This window comes from Oscillatoria sp. CS-180 (assembly GCF_028330965.1).
In the GTDB taxonomy this organism is placed as follows: Bacteria; Cyanobacteriota; Cyanobacteriia; order Phormidesmidales; family Phormidesmidaceae; genus Halomicronema.
Genome location: NZ_JAQMUB010000021.1, coordinates 20,106 through 41,823, shown reverse-complemented (window position 1 = coordinate 41,823; position 21,718 = coordinate 20,106). Strand labels below are relative to the sequence as shown.

20 protein-coding genes are annotated in these 21,718 nt (G+C 49.4%); 9 read left to right on the top strand and 11 right to left on the bottom strand.

Going from position 1 to position 21,718, the window contains the following annotated elements; all coding sequences use genetic code 11:
• Positions 1-39: 39 nt before the first annotated feature.
• The 4 genes from PN498_RS03405 to PN498_RS03390 all read right to left on the bottom strand — a co-directional run bounded on the left by PN498_RS03405 (position 40) and on the right by PN498_RS03390 (position 5,473).
• A complete protein-coding gene (locus PN498_RS03405) occupies positions 40-489 on the bottom strand; it encodes a DUF4399 domain-containing protein (RefSeq protein WP_272061274.1) in 450 nt (149 codons plus the stop codon).
• Between the two features lie 213 nt (positions 490-702).
• Positions 703-1,164 carry a type II secretion system protein gene (locus PN498_RS03400; RefSeq protein ID WP_272061273.1) on the bottom strand — a complete coding sequence of 154 codons (462 nt, stop codon included), beginning with the start codon at positions 1,162-1,164 and terminating at the stop codon, positions 703-705.
• A 484-nt stretch (positions 1,165-1,648) separates the two neighbouring features.
• Positions 1,649-3,406: a hypothetical protein gene (locus PN498_RS03395; protein ID WP_272061272.1), complete on the bottom strand. Its 1,758-nt coding sequence runs from the start codon at positions 3,404-3,406 to the stop codon at positions 1,649-1,651.
• Between the two features lie 222 nt (positions 3,407-3,628).
• Positions 3,629-5,473 carry a hypothetical protein gene (locus PN498_RS03390; protein WP_272061271.1) on the bottom strand — a complete coding sequence of 615 codons (1,845 nt, stop codon included), beginning with the start codon at positions 5,471-5,473 and terminating at the stop codon, positions 3,629-3,631.
• Positions 5,474-5,718: 245 nt separating this feature from the next.
• Here PN498_RS03390 and PN498_RS03385 point away from each other — a divergent pair, with 245 nt between their 5' ends.
• From PN498_RS03385 to PN498_RS03370, 4 genes are all read left to right on the top strand, one after another.
• Entirely contained in the window at positions 5,719-5,922 is a 204-nt protein-coding gene (locus PN498_RS03385) for a DUF4089 domain-containing protein (RefSeq protein WP_272061270.1), read from the top strand.
• Between the two features lie 73 nt (positions 5,923-5,995).
• Positions 5,996-7,378, top strand: a complete 1,383-nt coding sequence (locus PN498_RS03380; protein WP_272061269.1) for an AtzE family amidohydrolase — start codon at positions 5,996-5,998, stop codon at positions 7,376-7,378.
• A gap of 64 nt (positions 7,379-7,442) precedes the next feature.
• Positions 7,443-8,003 carry a GspH/FimT family pseudopilin gene (locus PN498_RS03375; protein WP_272061268.1) on the top strand — a complete coding sequence of 187 codons (561 nt, stop codon included), beginning with the start codon at positions 7,443-7,445 and terminating at the stop codon, positions 8,001-8,003.
• A gap of 30 nt (positions 8,004-8,033) precedes the next feature.
• Positions 8,034-8,216 (top strand): hypothetical protein, encoded by a 183-nt coding sequence (locus PN498_RS03370; protein ID WP_272061267.1) that lies wholly within the window; start codon positions 8,034-8,036, stop codon positions 8,214-8,216.
• Between the two features lie 39 nt (positions 8,217-8,255).
• Here the strand turns inward: PN498_RS03370 and ctpC are convergent, their stop codons facing one another.
• Positions 8,256-9,539, bottom strand: coding sequence for a carboxyl-terminal processing protease CtpC (ctpC, locus tag PN498_RS03365; RefSeq protein ID WP_272061266.1), 1,284 nt, complete (start codon positions 9,537-9,539; stop codon positions 8,256-8,258).
• A 235-nt stretch (positions 9,540-9,774) separates the two neighbouring features.
• On the bottom strand, positions 9,775-11,001 hold the full coding sequence (gene ispG / locus PN498_RS03360; RefSeq protein ID WP_272061265.1) for a (E)-4-hydroxy-3-methylbut-2-enyl-diphosphate synthase: 1,227 nt from the start codon (positions 10,999-11,001) through the stop codon (positions 9,775-9,777).
• 306 nt (positions 11,002-11,307) lie between these two features.
• On the opposite strand from ispG, the gene PN498_RS03355 reads away from it, so the two are divergent.
• On the top strand, positions 11,308-11,712 hold the full coding sequence (locus tag PN498_RS03355; protein ID WP_272061264.1) for a ribosomal maturation YjgA family protein: 405 nt from the start codon (positions 11,308-11,310) through the stop codon (positions 11,710-11,712).
• A gap of 103 nt (positions 11,713-11,815) precedes the next feature.
• Here the strand turns inward: PN498_RS03355 and PN498_RS03350 are convergent, their stop codons facing one another.
• The 3 genes from PN498_RS03350 to rimI form a co-directional block, all read right to left on the bottom strand.
• Positions 11,816-12,295 carry a hypothetical protein gene (locus tag PN498_RS03350; protein ID WP_272061263.1) on the bottom strand — a complete coding sequence of 160 codons (480 nt, stop codon included), beginning with the start codon at positions 12,293-12,295 and terminating at the stop codon, positions 11,816-11,818.
• 207 nt (positions 12,296-12,502) lie between these two features.
• Positions 12,503-14,968, bottom strand: coding sequence for an ATP-dependent Clp protease ATP-binding subunit (locus PN498_RS03345; protein ID WP_272061262.1), 2,466 nt, complete (start codon positions 14,966-14,968; stop codon positions 12,503-12,505).
• Positions 14,969-15,196: 228 nt separating this feature from the next.
• A complete protein-coding gene (gene rimI, locus PN498_RS03340) occupies positions 15,197-15,784 on the bottom strand; it encodes a ribosomal protein S18-alanine N-acetyltransferase (protein WP_272061261.1) in 588 nt (195 codons plus the stop codon).
• A 108-nt stretch (positions 15,785-15,892) separates the two neighbouring features.
• Between rimI and lysA the strand changes: the two genes are divergently transcribed.
• The 3 genes from lysA to PN498_RS03325 all read left to right on the top strand — a co-directional run bounded on the left by lysA (position 15,893) and on the right by PN498_RS03325 (position 19,137).
• Entirely contained in the window at positions 15,893-17,314 is a 1,422-nt protein-coding gene (lysA, locus tag PN498_RS03335; protein ID WP_272061260.1) for a diaminopimelate decarboxylase, read from the top strand.
• A 147-nt stretch (positions 17,315-17,461) separates the two neighbouring features.
• Complete coding sequence (gene cdaA, locus PN498_RS03330; RefSeq protein WP_272061259.1) at positions 17,462-18,391, top strand: diadenylate cyclase CdaA; 930 nt, start codon at positions 17,462-17,464, stop codon at positions 18,389-18,391.
• Positions 18,388-19,137: an isoprenyl transferase gene (locus tag PN498_RS03325; RefSeq protein ID WP_272061258.1), complete on the top strand. Its 750-nt coding sequence runs from the start codon at positions 18,388-18,390 to the stop codon at positions 19,135-19,137. Before cdaA ends, PN498_RS03325 begins: the two co-directional genes overlap by 4 nt.
• On the opposite strand, the gene PN498_RS03320 is transcribed toward PN498_RS03325, so the two are convergent.
• Entirely contained in the window at positions 19,134-19,721 is a 588-nt protein-coding gene (locus tag PN498_RS03320; protein ID WP_442951396.1) for a lysostaphin resistance A-like protein, read from the bottom strand. The genes PN498_RS03325 and PN498_RS03320 overlap by 4 nt on opposite strands.
• Before the next feature lie 155 nt (positions 19,722-19,876).
• Here PN498_RS03320 and PN498_RS03315 point away from each other — a divergent pair, with 155 nt between their 5' ends.
• Positions 19,877-20,368, top strand: coding sequence for a DUF427 domain-containing protein (locus PN498_RS03315; protein WP_334312219.1), 492 nt, complete (start codon positions 19,877-19,879; stop codon positions 20,366-20,368).
• Between the two features lie 219 nt (positions 20,369-20,587).
• On the opposite strand, the gene fba is transcribed toward PN498_RS03315, so the two are convergent.
• The gene (gene fba / locus PN498_RS03310; protein WP_272061257.1) at positions 20,588-21,667 is read right to left on the bottom strand and encodes a class II fructose-bisphosphate aldolase; all 1,080 of its coding nucleotides are present in this window, start codon (positions 21,665-21,667) and stop codon (positions 20,588-20,590) included.
• Between the last annotated feature and the right edge of the window lie 51 nt (positions 21,668-21,718).

The window sequence follows — 21,718 nt, the reverse complement described above, 5'->3', positions numbered from 1 at the left end:
TTAAGTGGCTAAAGCCAGATTCAGCTATGTCAGTCCTGTTTACTCCGCCACCGTGATGGTGATCTGGTCAGATACTACGGGCGGATCGTGAGGAATATGAACGTAGTTGCCCAACAGGAGCCGTAGAGTATGCTCTCCAGGAGGCAATGTCAGCGTTGTTTCAGTTTGCCCACCGCCAAAATGACGGATGTTTTCAGTGGCAGGCAAGGATGCATCTAGTTCAGGTAAGTCTGCAAGATCAATTAATAGATGATGATGTCCTGTCCCCATTTTGTCTGTCCCAGCAGGAGCAACGTCCATCCCCATCAATCCAAATTTGACCATAAACGTGCTAGAGACAGTATCACCATCTTGAGGAGAAATGAAATAAACTGTGGCATCTTCAGGAGCCGAAGAACGATAGCTCTCGGCCCGAGTAGAAGCGGGAACAGATAGTAAGCAGGCGATCGCTAACCCTATTGCACAAAACAAAGCAGCTATGCGCTTCATGAGACCTTTTCCTGAACAAACATGACATCTCTACCAATGTAATCATCCTCCAGTAACGGAACATTGGGATGGTCTGAGTCAAAAAAACAAAAATTATCTCCTACAGCTCACTGGGCTGCAGGAGATGGCCTCAAGCATAAATTAGTTGTCATAGCGAGATGTGGATTACATTGATCCATCGAACGTAAATACTAGGCGCACTGCAGACTGGCTCTATTCAGCCGAACAACCCTCAAGTGCAATTCCCATGACTAGACTGTCATCGAATTCCTTGAATGACAAAGGTTGCGTGTTAACCGTATCTTGTGGATATGGAGAGTCAGCCCCTTCAGCAACAAATCCAATCTGGACATAGCACTGATTATTGTCTACCGACCAGTTGTCGTAATCATATTGTCCATCCATCGGGACCTCCCCAACTTCAGGCCAATTTGAGATGCCATCAGGTTGTTGACCTACACCAGTTTCCTCAGGATACTCGCCATATTCCACTCGATACATGTGTGCCTCTTCTGCTATTGAGCCCATCTGATGCTTTACCTCGGCATAGCGGGCACGGCGAATCATTGATGAATAGGCTGGAAAAGCAATAGCTGCTAGGGCACCCAAAACAACCATGACCACCATCAACTCAATTAGGGTGAAACCGTTCTGGGTTCTCCAACGAGTGTTCATTGATTTTAATTTTGGGCTAACTGCACGGCAACGAATCTGCACCCCTGATTGCACGAAGGCAGACTTCCAAGCTGCAATCGGTCAGAAATTGCAGTCCGTGGATTTGCGGTTTCCACCGGAACTCTCATAGAGAATTAGAAGTCTTGTTTAAAAATTGCGTTGCTATCGATTCAGCAACGGAACTCAGTAGGATGCACAGTTGTGTCTTGACGCACCTGAGAAAAACACCCCGTGTTTTCCGCAGATCATCAGACCCAGCTAAGTACCTATGCGGAAACTTTTCTGGACAAACCTGAAGAACAGCAGCAAGTTCAAGAGCACAACACATTCACTAGAACGAACTTTATGTTTTCTTTATGAGGAAAACGGTCAATCAGTGCAGCGACTTTATCGCTATTTCAAGAAAGATGCACAGATTTAAAGACTTATTGATTACGGTTGATTAAATATTATTTCAACACTGTTATGTGGCGTCAGACTTTGCTTAAAAAGCATTGACAAATTGTTGAATACAGCTTCTTTCTAAGAGCAACCAGTTCTCTGTCTCAATGACATTACAAGCAGACAGCGATCGCTCTAAAATTGTCTGCTCGCCTGCCTCCAACGTCTGAACCGCTTCAGCTGCCGCTGGTTGAAACTGCATTAGCCACTTATTCTCAGCGACATAAGCGGTTTGGAAAGCGTTTTTATCTACTAACCAATAGTCAATGCCATAACGTTCGACAGTTTGCAAAAGAACCTCAGGTTCAGTCGTGTACTGCGCGCTAATCAGATCGCTAATGCGCTGTTGAATTTGGCTGTAATATCCTTTGTGATAAGGCAAAGCGTGCTCAGGCGAGACTAATACTGTACGGGCAGCAAAGGTTGGTATATTGCTAGCTTCATTGGACAATGAGGCGATTTTGGCGTCTTTGGGCTGGCCTAACAGATAATCATAAATTGGTTTTCCAGGGCTTAGATTGTCGTAACTAACTTTTGGGAATTGCTCAAAAAATAGGGTTGGATAAAGCGCGACGCCTCCCAGAAACAGCGCTAAGACGCAAATGCTAGCGCCTTGAGCAGCAAAAGAGGTGAACTTTGCAAATCGGACACTGCTAATTTTTGTACTCAGAAAGGACGAGATCGCTCGACCAACTCTGAGAAAATTATCCAAAAGAATTAACCAGCCCATACCTGAGGCTAAAGCGATCACAACGCGAAGGGTATGGCTCGTATACCGATTAGGTAAATGCAGTTCAAACAGCAACAGATGCGATAACGCATACAGTCCAAAAGAAACCAGCAAAACCTGTAAAAGTAAGCCCACTTTTGAGCTGACGACTCTTTTATAAGACTGGTTGGCGGGCAGCCACAGAAGTACAGGTAATAGTGCACCAGCAACTAGCGTTGCTGGAGTAAAGCAGCGATCGTGCAGAATTCCACTCCGGCCATAAAGCCAAAACTGTAATCCGGGGGTGAAAAAAGCGCTGCGACCATCCGCCTGAAATTCAGGCATCCTCAAGGCTTCACTCCGAGTGACTACCTCGCCAAAATCAAACGAACTGCGGGTGAATAGAATAATGCCGCCGGCTAAGAGCAAGCTTGCTCCTAGAGACCAATAGTCTGCGGACTTTTTGGAAAAGGAAAGTTTGCGATCGCGCCATCGAACCAACCTCACCGTCAAAATACCCAGAGAGATGAGGGCCACATGGGGATAAAACAAAGCTTCCAATGCGATGACAGCCAAGCAAACTCGGTTTCGGTTAAGAAGCAAATAGTACAGGAAGGCCAAGAAAAGAGGATATAGAAAAGCCCTAGGCGTGGCAGAGGCCAGTTCGCTAGAGTGCCACAAACTCTGATTAAAACTAACTGATGAGATAAACGCGGCAAAAGGAATGGCAAAAAGCGTCAGACTGACCTGATAGCAGTAGAAAATCGTGATAAAAGCCAGAATAGGAGGAAGAATTTTGCCCAAGAAGGCTGGCTGGAGACCAACCAGAGTCGCTGTTTTGTAAAGTAAGCGATAGCCCAGAGGCGCAACGCCTTGAAAATAATCAGCAATCAGATCATCGGGAAATAGACTCGCATCAACATATCGCTGCATCCAAAAAATGTGCTGACGAGCATCGTCTTGAATGACATAGGGACTCTCAAAGGCTTGGTGCACGGCCAACACACCGTAGTAAGCCGCAAACGCCAGCGTAGCAACCAACCAGAACAGGTACGCCCGCTTTGTTTGACCCGTCAAAGCGCTGAGAGGCATTGAGAATAGAGAATAATTATTTTCGGACATTGCAGCTGTTGAAGTGGTTTTCCAAGCGGCGCTAGTGGTGAAACTCTTGACGCATGATTGTGAGGTTTGGTGGCCGTAGCTCTTCAGGTTCAGACAAACCAAAACTATCAGCATTCAGACAGTCTAGGGGCCGATCACCTCATGGTTCGGCAAGAGCCGAGCTACCGTCTGCATCCGTTAGCCTCTACCTGTTTAATCTTCTGCACTAAGCAAACATTGGGCATCGATCAACTGGTGCTGGTCAGATTGAAAGACTGTGCAGGACGAGCTTAGGCGCTGAAGGGCTGGTACTTGCTGACTCGTCAAAACGCTGATGGCCTGACCACCCTCTGGCTGATATTGCTGTATCCAGCGATCGCCGTTCACCGTACCTACATCAAAGGACGTCGCACTCAGCAGCCAGTGCGTAATGCCGTATTGAGCAATGATGCTTTTGAGGATTGCAGCATCAGGCGTGTATTGTCCCCTAATCACATCCTGAGTCCGCTGACGCAGCACCGTGTAGTACCCAACATGATACGGAATCGAAACCTCAGAGCTCACTAAAACAGAGCGAAGCGAGAAACTCGGAATGTTACTGATTTCGGCTGAGAGTCCTGCCACCATGCTGTCCTTTGGTTGGTTGGCTAGGAACTGGTACAGCTCTATCTCGCGCCCTTTGGCAACAGACGTAGAGGGGTAGCCGGACATGGTTGCAGGATAGAGCACCAAGATGAGCATGAGGGCGATCGCAAGTCCGGTTGATAGCCCTGACACTAGCCAAGATTTGAATTGGCCAGATGCTTTTGCTGAAGGAGACAAGGCTGCGATCGCCCATCTCAGCAATGCATCTACCCAGATGATAAGAGCAATTCCTCCCGCTAAAGCCAAGACCAATAGGAAGAAGCGACCTGTGTAGCGGCTGGGCAGATGCAGTTTGAATAGCAGCATGTGGGCCAGGAAAAACCAGCCCAGCGCACTGATTAAAAGATGAGTGAAGAGATGAATTCGAGGTTTCACCGTCTGCACTAAAGGGAATCTGTGCGGATAGCAACACAAGATAGGCAACGACAGCGCCAAGAGGTTGGTCACCGGAGTGAGTGCAATATCCAATCGCAGTCCACTACGCCCATACAGTAAAAATTCCACCAGATCAGACCGAAAAAATTGGTTGCGTCCCCTGGGGAAAAATTCGGGCATGGTCAGTGCTTGTTCAGCGGTCATCGTTGGTCCAAACTGACCGGAAGTAAGCCCATAGCTAAGAATCACGGTCGCGGCGACAATTAACCCTCCCGCCGTTAGGATCCAATACGAACGCTCTGTTTTGATCTGCCAGCGTCCCTCCCGTCGTTCTGCTAGTCCCAACACCATCACACCAGAAGCAATTAGGACTGTCTGAGGAGAGAAAAGCCCTTGCAGAGCAATCGATAGCCAAGTCAGCCAGCGCGATCGCCGCAGCCATCCCACTAGGAACAGGAGTGCAAACAAAAAGACAAAGGCCTTTGACGTTCCAGAGGCGACGGCGTTCACAAACTCAACGGATTGGTTCAACATGGCAACGGCAGCAAAACCCGTGGCAGGTAATGCACATAGCTCTAAACAGGCCAAGAAAGCAGTTATCGCCGTCAGCACAATCAAGATAGAAGGCAAAATTTGAGCAAAAGCGAGGGGTGGAATACCGAGCCAGGCAAACAGTCTATAAAGCCAGGCATAGCCTATGGGGGAGACTGACTGAAAGTAATCGGCGATCCAATCGTTTGAGAAAAGCTCAGCGTCTGTAAAGCGCAGCATCCAAACCACATGCTGACGGGCATCATCAGCGATCGCATACGGTTCCCCAGAAACCGAATCCCACACTAAGACAGCCACCATCGCGGCATACGCCAGCGTTAGACAAAACCAAAAGCGAACTTTTGGATGTTTGAGAGAACGAGGTGTAGGCGCAAAAGCCTGTTGAATTCCTTTGAGGATCATAGGGGCGGGCGATCGCATGCAAGACTCTCCTCCTATCCAGTTGGGTGCAAACGCCCGAGGCGAGGCTTCACCAACGCTCAGCACTGCACCACGCGCAATGCAAGCGATTATCTCATATGCCAAATCATGAAGCCGCACGTAGTATTAATACGTTCTCAGCCGCACCTATCCCATTGCTCGCCCCACAGGTTATCTTCTCTGAATGAGGACAACTGGCTTTAGCTCCTTAACCTCCAAATATGGGGAAGCTGGATTCAACGTCCGCCAGGATCGGAGAATGCAAGGGCCAGCATAAGTCCTATAAACGATGCTTTGACCTGAGAAGAGCCATGTCAAACACACCTCACTTAAACCAAGAGTTTGAAGTTCAAGCTTATATAGACCAGATGGCAGCCCTTTTGGACTTACCGATTCCGCCTGAAATTCGTCCGGGAGTCATTAAAGACGTTGAGCGTATTATTGCGATCGCTCAGCCTTTGCTGGAAGTTGACTTACCCACAGATATTGAACCAATGCCTACCTTCAAACCGTAACAGTAAACCGTTTTGCAAATAACCCTCGTTGTTTCAGCCGAAATTGCCATTAAGCACAGCCGGAGACTAATGAATGCTTGCGTTTAGAGATGGACTTGCGATCGCAACAGCCATTCGCCAAGGAGAAACCACAGCTCAAGCGATAGTGGAAGCAGCGCTCCAAGACATTGACGACCGTAATTCCAGCCTCAACTGTTTTACGCTGACAACTGGGGATAGGGCATTCCGGCAAGCACAGACAATTGATCAGGCGCTGCAGTCGGGTCAGTCCGTCGGTCCCCTGTGTGGCGTCCCCTTCGCAGTCAAAAATTTGTTCGATATTGCAGGTGAAGTGACATTGGCCGGATCATTGATCAATCGGGACAATCCCCCTGCGTCTCAGGATGCTACCGCGATTACCCGGCTTGAAGAAGCCGGAGCCATTTTGGTTGGCGCACTCAATATGGACGAGTACGCTTATGGTTTTGTCACCGTTAACAGCCATTATGGGGCCACACCGAATCCCCACGATCCGCAGCGAGTCGCAGGCGGCTCGTCAGGTGGATCCGCTGCAGCAGTCTCCGCTAATTTAGTGCCATTAACGTTAGGCTCCGATACAAATGGTTCCATTCGAGTGCCCGCAGGTTTATGTGGCGTGTATGGTCTGAAGCCCACCTATGGCAGACTCTCACGGGCTGGAGCTTTTCTGTTTGCAGCCAGCTTGGATCACATTGGCCCTTTGGCTCGTTCAGTTCGTGATATTGCCGCTAGCTTTGATGCAATGCAGGGAACTGATGCCCGCGATCCGGTCTGTACCGAACGACAACCTGCACTGACCTTGCCTGAACTAGAGCAAGGAATTGAGTCATTGCGAATTGCGATCGCAGGGGATTATTTTGAGCGGGGAATGGAGCCAGCAGTCGAGTCAGCCCTGACCAAAGTTAAAACAGCGCTAGACATTACACAGACAGCGACCCTGCCAGAGGCTGCAAAAGCGCGGACAGCAGCCTATCTCATGACCGCGAGTGAGGGTAGTCAGCTACACCTTCAGCGACTGCAAACTCGTCTGATGGACTTTGATCCAGAGACCCGCGATCGCTTTCTGGCTGGAGCCATGATTCCTGCTAGTTGGTATCTTCAAGCTCAGCGATTTCGTCGATGGTTTCAAACTCAGGTCAAATCAATCTTTGATCAGGTTGATGTGCTCATTGCTCCGACAACCCCCTGCGTTGCTCCGTTCATCGATCAGAAAACAATGGATATTGCAGGACAGTCGATTCTAGTGCGACCTCATCTGGGGTTATATACGCAACCCTTATCCTTTATTGGGCTGCCAGTTCTCTCAGCGCCCGTCGCTGAACCAGGCGCGCTCCCAGTAGGTGTTCAAATCATTGCCGCCCCTTATCAAGAAGCGGTGATTCTGAAAGTTGCGCGATGGTTAGAGAAACACCACGTCATCGCTCCATTTCATGTTTAGCCTTAAGTCGTAGTCGCCACGGTAATCGGGACAGGGCACTCTGAAACGAATTAGGGTGCCGAACATGATCTATTCTCGAAGCCGAGAATGCGCCCAGCGGCGCAACTGCTCATCCAACGCGGGGTTCACAGCCATTGAGATATTAATCGTTGTCGTCATCATCAGCATTTTGGCGGCGATCGCAATTCCCTCCTGGCTTAAATTTTGGGCTAATCAGCAGGTGATTGTTGCCCGTGATGAACTGCGCTCAGGTATCCAGCAAGCCCAGAGCGCTGCGATCGCCCATGGCCATTCTTGGCGGTTTAGCTTACGCGAGACCGACAATCGAATTGAATGGGCTGTTCATGCCAATACAACGGACTGGAAAGACGTCAAAAATTGGCAAGCCCTTCATCCAAACCTTGTCTTAGACCCAAATGACACAACGTTGGCCAAGAAAGAAGGCACCTATTACGTCCGCTTTGGTTTTCAAGGCAATGTCCGCTATCGCTTGAGCACCCTTACGATAGATAGCCGAGATGGTGTTGCTAAAAACCGATGCGTTGTTGTGTCCACCCTGATTGGAGCGACTCGCAAGGGCGAAGAACAGCTTTACCCTAATAGAAACGGTCGATACTGTTATTAAGTCAAGAGAAAACCAATAAGGAATTAAACAATGGGTGACAAAAATAGCGCCTGGTACATTGTCAAAGGGCAATCCGGCCAGTGCGAAATTTCAACTGTTGACGAGCTTGAGACAAACGACTACACCGAAAAATGGGGTCCCTTTGAAACTCAGAGCGACGCGATCGCTAAGCGAGTTGGTCTAATTCGAGCAGGTAAGTGTCAGCCGAGGTAGACGGACTGCCTTGTCGTGTCCCTTTATCCTCCTCAGAAACTATTGCAGTTCAGCTGTGCTTTGCCCAGAGCGAACCGTTTGCAGCAGCAACTCCTGTGCCCGAGCGTACTGAGGATCTTCCAATGTCCCAATACGCTCTCGATCCACCGACAGTGATTCACGTTCTTCGTCAGAAAGCTCGACAGTGATATCGGGTTCAATACCCTGCTGATTGATATCACGTCCACTAGGCGTAAGATATTTGGCAATTGTGATCGCGACGCCGGAGCCGTCTGGCAGGCTACGAACAGACTGGACCAAACCTTTGCCGAAGGTTTGTGTTCCGACCAGCTGAGCGCGATCGTTATCCTGAAGGGCACCCGACAAAATCTCACTAGCGCTGGCAGAGCCTCCATCAACCAGAACAACCAGCGGCTTGTCTGTCATTGCTCGATTGTTGGCTATCTCTTCATCCACGATGCCTTGGCGGTTAACGGTAGAGACAATCGGTCCATCATCCAACCACATGCGAGCAATTTCAATACTGGAATAGAGAAGCCCTCCTGGGTTTGATCGCAAATCGAGAATGTAGCCCACTACATTCTCGGATTCCAGAGTTTCAATCGCATCACGCATTTCACCCGAAGCATTGTTGCTGAATTGGGTCAGGCGAATGTAACCAATCGGGCCTTCCGGTTCGTCTTTAATGGAAAAACGAACCGGATGAATTTCAATACGAGCACGAGTCAAATCAAAGTCAATTAATTCGTCATCACGGCGAACCGTTATCGTGACCGTAGAGCCGACAGTGCCTCGAATTCTGCTGACAGCATCATTGAGTTCCATCCCTTCAGTACTCTCGCCATCGATCTTGACGATGACGTCTTGGGAGCGCAATCCCGCCTCAAAAGCGGGGGTATCTTCGATGGGAGCGACGACAACAATTTCGTCTGTTTCCTCTTCTTGAGTAATTTGAATACCAACCCCAGTCAGCTCGCCGGAGGTGTCGATCTGCATGTTGCGAAATTCTTGAGGATCCATGAAGCGAGTGTAGGGATCTTCAAGCAGTTCCAGCATTTCGCGAACCGCTTCGTAAGCAGCATCTTGAGACGTGTATTCACGGCCCAAGTAGTCGGTTCGCACCGCTTCCCAATCAACTTGATTGAAAGTGGCATCGACATACGTGTTGTCAATTAATTGCCAAACTTCATCAATGACTTCTTTAGGACTTTCTTCAAAAAAAGCTTTGCCCTGAGAAAGGTGAAGTCCGGCACCTGTCACAATGACGCCAGCAACAGCCACAGCCGTTGCCCCTAGAATCAATCCTCGCTTTGCGATCGCCATAAAATTATTTCCGTCGGCAATTATGCCCAATTTAGCACAAGCTCAATAGACGCGCTTCGCTAGATCAGGTTGTGAACAAGTATATACATCATAGTCAGGCTGTCTGAGTAAACAGTAAGAAAGGCCTGAGATCATGAGTTGGTTTCACTACACCCGATATGACAAGGGAGACGGAGTTAATTTAAAGATCTCAAATTTAAAACTCATCCCGCCATAAGCAACATCCAAGGCCAAACTATTCAGGATCAACCCAGCGATCGTCTGCCTTAATCAAATTGATCAGCTCCGCAACACCCTGATCTTCGGGGACCTTTTTGATCTCCTCGCGTCCTCGATAGAGCGATATATATCCAGGCGTTTTTCCGACATAGCCGTAGTCAGCATCTGCCATTTCTCCAGGTCCATTCACAATACACCCCATAACCGCGATATCCAAACCGGTGAGATGTTTGGTTGCCTCACGGACCTCATGCAGGACATCTTCTAAGTTGAACAGCGTACGTCCGCAGGAAGGACAGGCGACATATTCCACCATAGTTTTACGAAGTCCCAGTGCCTGCAGGATGCTGTAGCAAACTGGGATTTCTTTTTCCGGCGCTTCTGTGAGAGAGACACGAATGGTATCACCAATCCCTTCAGCTAGCAGGGTACCAATACCAGCAGTCGATTTGATGCGACCATATTCACCATCACCCGCTTCTGTCACTCCCAAATGCAGAGGGTAGTCCATACCCAATTCATTCATGCGCTTCACCATCAACCGATACGCTGCCAGCATGACGGGTACCCGTGACGCTTTGAGGGAGAGAACAATATTACGGAAGTCAAGAGATTCGCAGATATGGATGAACTCCAAAGCCGATTCCACCATCCCTTCGGGGGTATCGCCATAGGTAAACAACATGCGCTCAGCAAGAGAACCATGATTCACGCCGATCCTCATTGCTTTGTTCTGCTCCCGTAAGGAAACCACAAGAGGTTCCAATGTCTCGCGAATCTTGCTGCCAATTTCCTCAAACTCTGCTTGGGTATATTCAGTACGACCAGACTGCGGCTTCTCAAAAACGTATAGTCCTGGGTTGATGCGAACCTTATCAACATGCTTAGCCACTTCTAAGGCAATCTTCATACCGTTATGGTGCACATCTGCAACTAAAGGTACGCGACGGTAAGTTTTTTCAAGCTTTTCCCGGATATCAGCAAGCGCTTTTGCATGAGCCATGCTGGGTACGGTCACCCGCACAATTTCACAACCCATCTCGTGCAGTCTACGAATGGCAGCGACAGATCCTTCGATATCCAGCGTGTCTTCGTTGATCATCGACTGAACGACAACAGGAGCACCCCCACCAATAATGACGTCGCCGACTCTAACAGGACGAGTTTTCCGACGATGAATCGTTGTGTCAAATTCGGCTTCGGTAGGTGTGGACAAAGAAGGAGGGGAAGGAAGGGTTTGCATAGCCCTTAAGTCTCAATAGATTTACTGAATACGCCACTCTCAGAGTGCCACAGAAATACCCCCTTCGGAGCAGAGAATGCTAAAAGCTTGTGGGGAAGACTATAGGCGATCGCCTAACAATCCAAAAGTTTAATGAAGGACGCCTGAGATTTTAGGCTTATTGTCTGTAGGGGCTGATTCTATCCAGCAAGCCAACGATAATCTAGGCGCTATCGTGACTGCGATCGCAACCCAACGCTCGGAAAGAGGCAAAATTCCCAAAATTAGTCCAATATTTCAGATAAATTGATATCAATACGTATTCCTATGAGTCAATATCGTCGCAATCTATTGTTGAGCATGGCCTTTATCGTGCCTTTTGGGTTGGTGACCAAGTTTTATCAAGGCGCTGGTGAAGCTTGGCTCAATGACACCTTCGGAGGCATTCCCTATGAAATCTTCTGGATGCTGCTTCTCGCCATCATCATCCCTAGTCTTCGTCCAGTAACCGTTGCTCTATCTATTTTGATTGCCACCTGTATTCTTGAATGTCTACAGCTCTGGCAACCCGCATGGCTGCAAGCCATTCGAGCAACTTTAGTAGGACGATTGGTGCTAGGAAACACTTTTACTTGGGACGACTTTCCCTACTACGCGATCGGCTGTTTTATCGGTTGGCTCTGGCTACGCTGGCTGCAGGCTCGAAGTGTGAGGCATCGCATTTCTTCATAACCATTGGTTTGTCTGGTTTGTCCATTTCAGGAAAATAGCCAAGCAGACTAGAGAATCTGCTTGGCTATCATTCAGTTCTTATGAAGCTTTCAGGGAAACCGCGCTAGCCCATAGAAGGCGATTTCTTAAGATCACGAGCCATTTCTTTGAAAGGACCGACGCTAGGGCCTGGACGGCGACGCGGCGAACGGTTCACCTTAGGGTTCACCAAATAGTCAGTCGAGAAGTTTTTGACCGTGGGCATGTCAGCTTTAACAGGAGCTGACATGGGGGCTGTCGCTTCTGCAAGAGACGATGCTTGTGCTAGATCAGCCGGCGGCTGAGAAGCTGTCGTTGATTTAGCAGATTTCTTGGCAGCAGGAGCTGCTTTTTTCTGTTTAGCAAGCGTTGCGTCAGCTTGTGCTGCTGCTGGTTTTGCCGCCTCTGGAACAGAAGGTGTATTCGCTTCAACAGCTTCCAAAACGGGAGCAGCTGCCTCTTCAAGCTCCATAAAGAATTCGTTTTTCTTTCCCTTAAAGAGACCGCCAAAGATGCCACCGATGAAGGCAAAAATACCCCCAAAAACTTTCTTAATCAGACCCATGTCAATACTCCCAGCTGGTCTTATCGCTAAATTTTGCAATCAGATTTCGAAGAGATATATCACCGAAAACCTATGCTGATTATTATTGAGGTTGCTGAAGAGACAACGCAAGGTATCAGAGAATCGACTTCAAGAAAGTTAACAAAACGGCAACCTCTAGAAAGAAGTTGCCGCTCAATGTCAATTAGTTTCTGGAATCGCCAGCGCCTAATCAGCTGCTGATAACAGTTCGCGACGTTCGCCGGGACTGATAACGACCTTACCAGAGTCGTCAACATCAACCATTGCTGTATCTCCCTCTTTCAGGCGACCAGACAAGATTTCCTCAGCCAGAGTATCTTCCAGAAGCCGCATAATTGCACGACGTAACGGTCGAGCACCATAGCTAGGATTGTAGCCCTCTTCCACCAAACGATCCTTGAATCGATCAGTCACCTGAAGCTCGATTCCTTGCTCAGTCAGACGACCAAAGACTTCTCTCAACAAGATGTCAGAGATTTCCTTAACCTCATCCTTCGTGAGCTGACGGAAGACGATAATCTCATCCAAGCGGTTCAAGAACTCAGGACGGAAATACTGCTTCAGTTCCTCATTCACGAGGGAACGGATGCGGTTGTACTGAGATTCTGCGTGATCGTCTTCGAAATCGAAGCCTAAACCGCCGCCACCTTTCTCAATCACCTTCGAACCAATGTTAGAGGTCATGATCAGCAGCGTGTTCTTGAAATCTACCGTGCGTCCTTTAGCATCAGTTAGGCGACCATCTTCCAAAATTTGAAGCAGCATGTTGAAGACATCAGGATGTGCCTTCTCAATCTCATCAAACAGGACCACCGTGTAGGGGCGACGACGCACAGCCTCAGTAAGCTGCCCGCCTTCGCTATAGCCAACATAGCCAGGAGGGGAACCAATAAGCTTGGAAACCGTATGGCGCTCCATGAATTCGGACATATCAAGCCGAATCATGGCGTCTTCAGAACCGAAGAAGTAGGCCGCCAATGCTTTCGTTAGCTCAGTCTTACCTACCCCTGTTGGACCCGAGAAGATAAAGCTAGCGATGGGTCGGTTGGGGTTCTTAAGTCCGACTCGTGCCCGACGAATAGCCCGTGAAATGGCCCTCACAGCCTCGTCTTGACCAATCAACCGCTGATGCAGGGTATCTTCCATGTGCAGCAGTTTTTCGGACTCAGATTCCGTGAGTTTGTTCACGGGTACGCCCGTCCAAGAGGCCACAATTTGAGCAATATCTTCCTCACCGACGAAGGGCATGTCGTCGCCATTCTCGCCTTCGGATTTCTTGCTCTGAGCAATACTGCGAATTTCGGCCTTGATTTCCATCTCACGATCGCGCAGTTCACCCGCTCGATCAAAGTCCTGAGACCGAACCGCATTGTCCTTATCCTTAAGAACCTGACGCAGTTCCTTATCCAGCTCCTTCGCAGCAGGCGGCAATTGCGAATTGATGAGGCGAACCCTAGAACCCGCTTCATCAATTAAGTCAATCGCCTTATCGGGCAAGAATCGATCTGAGATGTATCGATCCGATAGCTTAGCAGCAGCATCTAAGGCATCGTCAGTAATTTTGAGCTTGTGGTGCTGCTCGTAGCGATCGCGCAAACCATGAAGAATCTCAATTGTTTCCTCAACGCTAGGCTCACCCACCATCACGGGCTGGAAACGACGTTCCAGAGCAGCATCGCGCTCAATATGCTTACGATACTCGTCTAGCGTGGTCGCACCGATGCACTGCAACTCACCCCGTGCCAAAGCAGGCTTCAGGATATTAGCAGCGTCAATGGCGCCCTCAGCAGCACCGGCACCAATTAGCGTGTGAACTTCATCAATGACCAGGATGACATTTCCGGCAGAGCGGATTTCATCCATAATCTTCTTGAGTCGCTCTTCAAACTCACCCCGGTATTTGGTACCTGCAACGAGCAGACCAATATCCAGAGTCACGACACGCTTCTCTTCAAGAATATCGGGAATATCACCGTTGGTAATGCGCTGAGCCAGTCCTTCAGCGATCGCAGTTTTGCCGACTCCTGGTTCACCAATGAGGACCGGGTTGTTTTTCGTTCGACGGCCCAGAATCTGGATGACACGCTCAATTTCAGTTTGACGACCGACAACCGGATCAAGCTTACCCTCACCCGCCATCTGAGTCAGATTGGAACCGAACTCATCTAAAGTAGGTGTCTTAGTACGACCTTGGCCGCCTCCAGAGGAAACCTCTGCGGTCTCACCCAACATTCGAATAACTTGAGTGCGGACCTTGGACAAATCAACACCCAAGTTTTCCAACACGCGGGCAGCGACGCCCTCGCCTTCGCGAATCAGCCCTAACAGCAAATGTTCCGTACCGATGTAGTTATGACCTAATTGACGTGCCTCTTCAAGGGACAGCTCTAAAACTCGCTTAGCGCGAGGGGTGAAGGGAATTTCAACCGCAACAAACCCAGAGCCGCGACCAATGATCTTCTCGACCTCGATGCGCGCATCTTTGAGATTGACGCCCATCGATTTGAGAACTTTAGCAGCAACGCCTGTACCTTCCCCTATAAGACCAAGGAGAATCTGCTCGGTCCCTACGAAGTTATGACCCAAGCGGCGGGCCTCTTCCTGGGCGAGCATAATGACTTTAATGGCTTTTTCTGTGAAGCGTTCAAACATGTGGAAATCCAAATACCTGCTGCGCGCTGGTTAGTGGTGATCTTAGCACAGGGGTATTGGTGAACTGTGGCACTGTACACAGTGGTGAAAACCGCACCCTGTAAACTTTGTTTGGGATTAGGACAGGCGGAGTCCCTCAAAGTCTCTTAAACTTTTATTGCCTTCTCTTAATTTTCTCCCTGAAGACTCCTGATTGTCTGGATTGAAAGGCAGTGCCGTAAGCCATATTTAGTCAGGCAAAAGCTGTGCGTCTTCTGTAGCTAATAGCACTTCTCTCACGGACCATCCCCTGGTTGCCACTTGTTCTCTTAGCTTAGCCTGAGCAACGCTAAGCTGTTTGGTAAATTCTGGGGTTTGCAGCCCATTTTTCCAAAGAATCAACGCATTTTCCCCATTGGCGTAGTATCGTTTTCGCTCACCAGCAACATTAAATCCAAATTTTTGATAGAGCGCTTGGGCCTTCTGATTAGACTGGCGGACTTCCAGCGTGGCATGAGTGAGGCCGCGATCGCTCGCCGCTAGCAATAATCTCGTCAGTAACCACTGGCCTAGACCTCGACGCTGGTAAGCCGGATCAATCCCCAGCACGGTAATATGCGCTTCCTCTAAGATGGCCCATAGACACCCAACGCCAATGAGTGAATCGGTTTGGTCAACCGTGTCTTCAATTTCAAGTACCAACAGATCACTGTTTGGGCTTTCTCTTTCTCTTTGATAAGCTGATTGACTCCAAAGTCCGCCAAAACAGCGTTCATCCAAAGCCACAATCTGAGACAGGTCTCGGAGTGCCAAAGGACGACAAGTCACGTAAATCATAGTGTCGGCAACATTAAGGCTCTCGATTGTACACTGATGATTCGGGCATACCGTTACAGACCAACTGAATTCTCTCAACCTGACTAGTTCATCAGAGTCACAACTCTCATGGTTTCTACACTCGATTCCACACCAAACAGCCTCAGCTACCTGTCAGCCAATGCTGCTGACTCTACAGAGCAAATGACTTCCCCCAATCAAAAACTGCTACCCCTTTCAGCAGAAGTTTCCGAGCAGGACCATTTAGTCATTGGGGGATGCGACGTTCCGGAATTAATCGAGCGATTCGGCTCACCCCTCTACATCCTGGACGAAAGCACTCTCAGACTAGCCTGCCAGCAGTACCGAGATGCGATGACTCAGCACTATCCAGGAGAATCTTTGGTAATCTATGCCTCGAAAGCGTGGAGTTGCCTAGCCGTCTGTGCAGTTGTTAACAGTGAAGACCTCGGAATTGATGTTGTCTCTGGGGGCGAATTGCTCACTGCTACCCAAGCTGGCGTCTCAGCTAATCATCTTTACTTTCACGGCAACAACAAATCAGCGCAAGAGCTACAGATGGGAATCGATGTTGGCTGTCGCATCGTAGTCGACAACTGGTTTGAGCTGAAGCTTTTGACGCAATGTCTCAAAGAATCTGACACAACCGCCTCGATCTTGCTAAGACTAACACCCGGTATCGAGTGTCATACCCATGAGTACATTCGGACAGGGCATTTGGACAGCAAGTTTGGCTTTGATCCAGACCAACTCGAAGACGTCTTTAAATACGTGGCTCAGCAGCCTCAGATACAATGCATTGGTCTCCATGCTCACATCGGGTCACAGATTTTTGAACTTCAACCCCACCAGGACTTAGCGGAAGTTATGGTGCGGTGGATTCAAGTTGCGAGAGAATATGGCTTGCCGATCTCTGAGTTAGATATAGGCGGTGGTTTAGGTATTTGTTATACCGAGTCAGACGACCCCCCCAGCATTCACACTTGGGTAAAAACAGTCGCTGAATCAGTCGTTCAAGCCTGCAAAGAATTGGGTGCGTCTCTTCCTCGTTTGATTTGTGAGCCTGGGCGATCGCTCATTGGCTCCGCTTGCGTCACGGCCTACACCGTGGGCAGTCAAAAGACTGTACCGGGGATTCGCACCTACGTTGCCGTTGATGGTGGGATGTCAGACAATCCCCGCCCAATTACTTATCAGTCGGTCTATCGCGCACTGGTGGCAAATCGTATGTCAGCCCCTCTAACCGAAAAAACGACTCTGGCTGGCAAGCACTGTGAATCTGGGGATGTAATCATTCAGGAAGCCAGCTTACCTTCAGTACAGCCAAACGACATTGTTGTAGTCGCAGGAACCGGTGCTTATAACTACAGCATGGCATCCAATTACAACCGAGTGCCTAGACCCGCAGCAGTTCTCGTGAAAGATGGTGAAGCGCACCTGATTATCAAACGGGAAACACTTCAGGATCTAATTCGTCACGATTGTTTGCCTGAGGCACTCGCACCCACTGCCACGCCGACTGACGGTTAGTTCGCAATTGGGACGCTTCCCTTTTTAGGGAATGTCTCAAGCCAAAAGAAGAGTTTACGGTGGAAGAAGCTTAGAAGCACTATCAGCCTCTAGCGGGCTTTGATGATCGTCGATGACAGCAGTTAGATTTACGCTACGGCACTGCACATGGGGCAATTCTGGGAGCGAGGGCAGCTAATCCTCGAAATTTTAAGGGGATGGCCATTAAGGCTCCTGGATGGAGTGCTGGTCGTGCTACTGGTGTACACCATCTTGGTGCTCATCGGTGAGCGCCGCACCCTGTGGATGGTTCGAGGATTCATCGTGTTACTTTTGGCTTCCACCATCAGCCGCAATGTCGGCTTGGCTCTGCTAGCGTTTGTGCTGGACAAACTCGTCATTGGCTCAGCTGTTGCTATGGCCTTTATCTTGCAGGGAGAATTTCGGCGACTGTTAGAACAAATTGGCCGAGGACGTTTAGGCCAGCTATTGGTCATCGCTGATCGCGAAATGATGACATCGCAGCCTGATAATGTCATTGACGAATTGGTTGATGCGATCAAGGAGCTGTCACAGAATCGCATCGGAGCACTCATTATTGTTGAAACAGACCGTCCGATTGACGAACGGGATTTTTCAGTGCCTGGGGTCAAACTCAATGCAGAAGTTTCACGGGAACTCTTACAAACCATTTTCCAAACCAGTACGCTATTGCACGACGGAGCTGTTTTGGTAAGGGGCACTCGTGTCGTTGCGGCTGGAGTGATTTTGCCGATTTCAGAGCGGTCAGCATCAAGACAATTAGGGACCCGCCATCGCGCAGCAATGGGAATTACAGAACGAGTGGAAGATTGCATTTGCCTCGTCGTTTCAGAAGAAACCGGGTCAATTTCAGTGGCGGAAGGTGGAAGGCTAATTCGTCCCCTAACCAGCAGTAAACTAAGGGAGTTGTTGAGCGCTCGATTATCCTTATCGGCTGACCGAGACTCTGTAACCCCTCAACTGAGAAGTCTCAGCAAACGGTTGCGGAGTCAGGGGCGATCGCTCCTACAACGCCTGCCCTTCTTTTCGTCGTCCGCTTCTCGTGGAAAAAAATGACCGCTGAGCCACTTCTAACTTCCTCTCTACCCTCTGACTTAGATACCGAACGGCTGCCTCGCCATGTGGCAGTGATTATGGACGGTAATGGACGCTGGGCACAACAGCGGGGACTGCCTCGCATCATGGGCCATCGGCGTGGAGTTGACACGCTGAAAAAGCTACTGCGCACCTGTAGCGACTGGGGAGTTATGGCGCTCACGGCCTATGCTTTTTCCACTGAGAATTGGGGACGACCTCTGGAAGAAGTGGATTTTCTGATGACCTTGTTTGAACGGGTTCTACGTCAGGAACTGGCTGAAATGATGGAGGAGGGCGTCCGCATCCAGTTTGTAGGCAATTTGCAGTCTTTGCCAGCGTCTTTGCAGACAGAGATCGACAAAGCCGTTCAGCAAACACGCCATAACCCTGGCATTCGGTTTACCGTCGCAACGAACTATGGTGGACGGCAAGAGATTGTGCAAGCGTGTCGGGCGATCGCCAAGCAAGTGCAGCAGGGCAAAGTGGCGCTTGAGGACATCGACGAATCCATGTTTGCTCACCACCTCTACACGGCAGGCTTGGACGATCCTGACCTGTTAATTCGCACTAGCGGCGAAATGCGAATCAGTAATTTCCTGTTGTGGCAGCTAGCTTACGCAGAACTCTATGTTACAGATGCCCTATGGCCAGACTTCAACACGCTTGAGTTCCATCAGGCGCTGTGTGCTTACCAAAAACGACATCGTCGTTTTGGCAAGGTCTAAGGCGATTTTGATCGGACCTTCCAGACAAAACTGGCTAGAAGATTGGTAGTGATATGCGCAATGATGGGGACCAACAGATTTCCAGAGAGCAATGCGCTGATCCCTAAAATGAACCCAATGACAGTGGCCCAGACCACATAGGACCACTGTTGCAAACCGCTGAGATGGAGAACCCCAAAACACAAGCTGGAGAACACTAAACCATTGGTATCCATACCGATCGCAGGCAACATCACGCCTCGAAATAGTAACTCCTCGCTGAGTCCAGGCAATAGGCCCATCCAAATCAGGTCAGTCCATACTAGGGGCTGCAACACCATTTTGAGATAAACATCGGCACTTTTGCGATAGCTCGGCCAAACCTGATAGGCGATCGCACTCGCGCCAGTAATCCCTAAACCAATGCCCATACCGACTAGCAGGATCTCGGCACTGAACGAAACGGACAGTAGTGCCACCGAATCAAACAAAAGCCAGAATCGGGCAATCAGCAAAAGCACCAAGGCTGTAACCCCCATCGCGACCAATATCTGGACGCGACTTAACGGTTCCATTTGAGGTTCGTTGGAGTTAGAGTTTGCCACATCAGATGCTTAGTCGACTACACACAACCTTACAGAATTTCTTGTCATTTGCATGGGCATTTGCTCAAGTTTTAGCCGAGTTGGGTCAAAGACCAGTCTTATTCCCTATGTCACAATGCCAGATACAGATATCAAGGTGATTTGGAAAAAGTATCATGGTACAGCGCATTGAGCCGGGTCCGGGTCAGGAATCGGTATGGGACTATCCGCGTCCTCCCAGGGTAGAGAACTCTTCGCGCCATATCCGAGTTGTCTTCAATGGCGTAACTATTGCAGATTCTCGTCAAACAGTCCGCGTTCTGGAAACCAGCCATCCTCCCGCCTATTACATCCCCCTAGAGGACGTGCAACAGCAGTACCTTCAACCTGTACAGCGCTCAACCTTTTGTGAGTGGAAAGGTGTAGCCCAGTATTTCGACGTGGTTGTTGGCGATCGCCGAGCTAGCAACGCGATATGGCGATATCCAGAACCCACAGACCGATTTGCCGCCATTCAAAATTGTATTGCCCTTTATCCCAGCAAAATGGACGCTTGCTACGTTGACGATGAGCAGGTTCGCGCTCAAGAAGGGGATTTTTACGGCGGCTGGATTACGAGCGATATTGTGGGACCGTTCAAAGGTGGACTGGGAACCTGGGGATGGTAATGCCAATTCTCGGTTTTAGATTTTCGATTGTGGATTCGAGAACATTGGCATAGCCGTCAGTTCCATTAGGACAAGACGGCGAGCCATCCAGTTAGGGACCAAGCACCTGGATGCCGCTAGGTGCCTCAGCCTAGATGGATAAAGCTATGAAAACCGAAAAGCCGATGCCAATACTAGCATCGGCTTTTCGGTTTTGAAAGAATCAACTAATGCTAAGGCTTATACAGCAGCAGCAGTCTTAATCTTGGCATCCAATTCGCCAGCAGCATACTTAGCCGCGAAGACCTCAACCCCAACTTGGTTGATTTTGCTTGCGTTGCCAGCAGTACCAAAAGCTTCATAGCGATCGCGGCAAACCTGCTTCATGTACTTGATAGCAGGCTTCATGAAGTGGCGAGGATCAAAGTTGGAAGGATCCTTAGCAGCCGCTTCACGAATTGCAGCCGTGATTGCCAAACGGTTGTCAGTATCAATGTTGACCTTGCGAACACCGCTCTTGATACCCTTCTGGATTTCCTCAACAGGTACACCGTAAGTCTCAGGAATTTGACCGCCGTACTCGTTGATCATGTCCAACCATTCCTGAGGAACGGAAGAAGAACCGTGCATGACCAAGTGAGTGTTGGGCAGACGGCGGTGAATCTCTTCGATACGGCTGATAGCCAGGATTTCACCAGTGGGCTTACGGGTGAACTTGTAAGCGCCGTGGCTAGTACCGATCGCAACAGCCAAAGCATCTACTTGAGTCGCTTCTACAAACTGAACAGCCTCATCGGGGTCAGTCAGCAGCTGGTCATGGCTGAGAGTTCCCTCAAAACCGTGACCATCTTCAGCTTCGCCAGCACCAGTTTCTAGAGAACCGAGACAGCCCAACTCACCTTCAACGCTAGCGCCGATCGCATGAGCCACTTTGACGACCTCAGCCGTCACGTTGACGTTGTACTCAAAGCTAGCAGGAGTCTTTGCGTCAGCTTCTAAAGAGCCATCCATCATAACGCTGGTGAAGCCATTACGGATAGCGGAATAGCAAGTTGCAGGGCTGTTTCCATGATCCTGGTGCATTACAACCGGAATATGGGGATAGCTCTCAACCGCTGCCTGAACCAAGTGCCGCAAGAAGTTCTCACCCGCATACTTACGAGCACCACGAGAAGCTTGCAGAATTACCGGACTATCGGTTTCGTCAGCAGCCTGCATAATCGCCAGGATTTGCTCCAGGTTGTTGACGTTGTATGCTGGAATGCCATAACCGTTCTCAGCTGCATGGTCCAGCATTAACCGCATGGGGACGAGCGCCATAAAATCCTCCTAGTCTTTTTCTTGCCGTCGGCAATCGTAACTCAACACCAA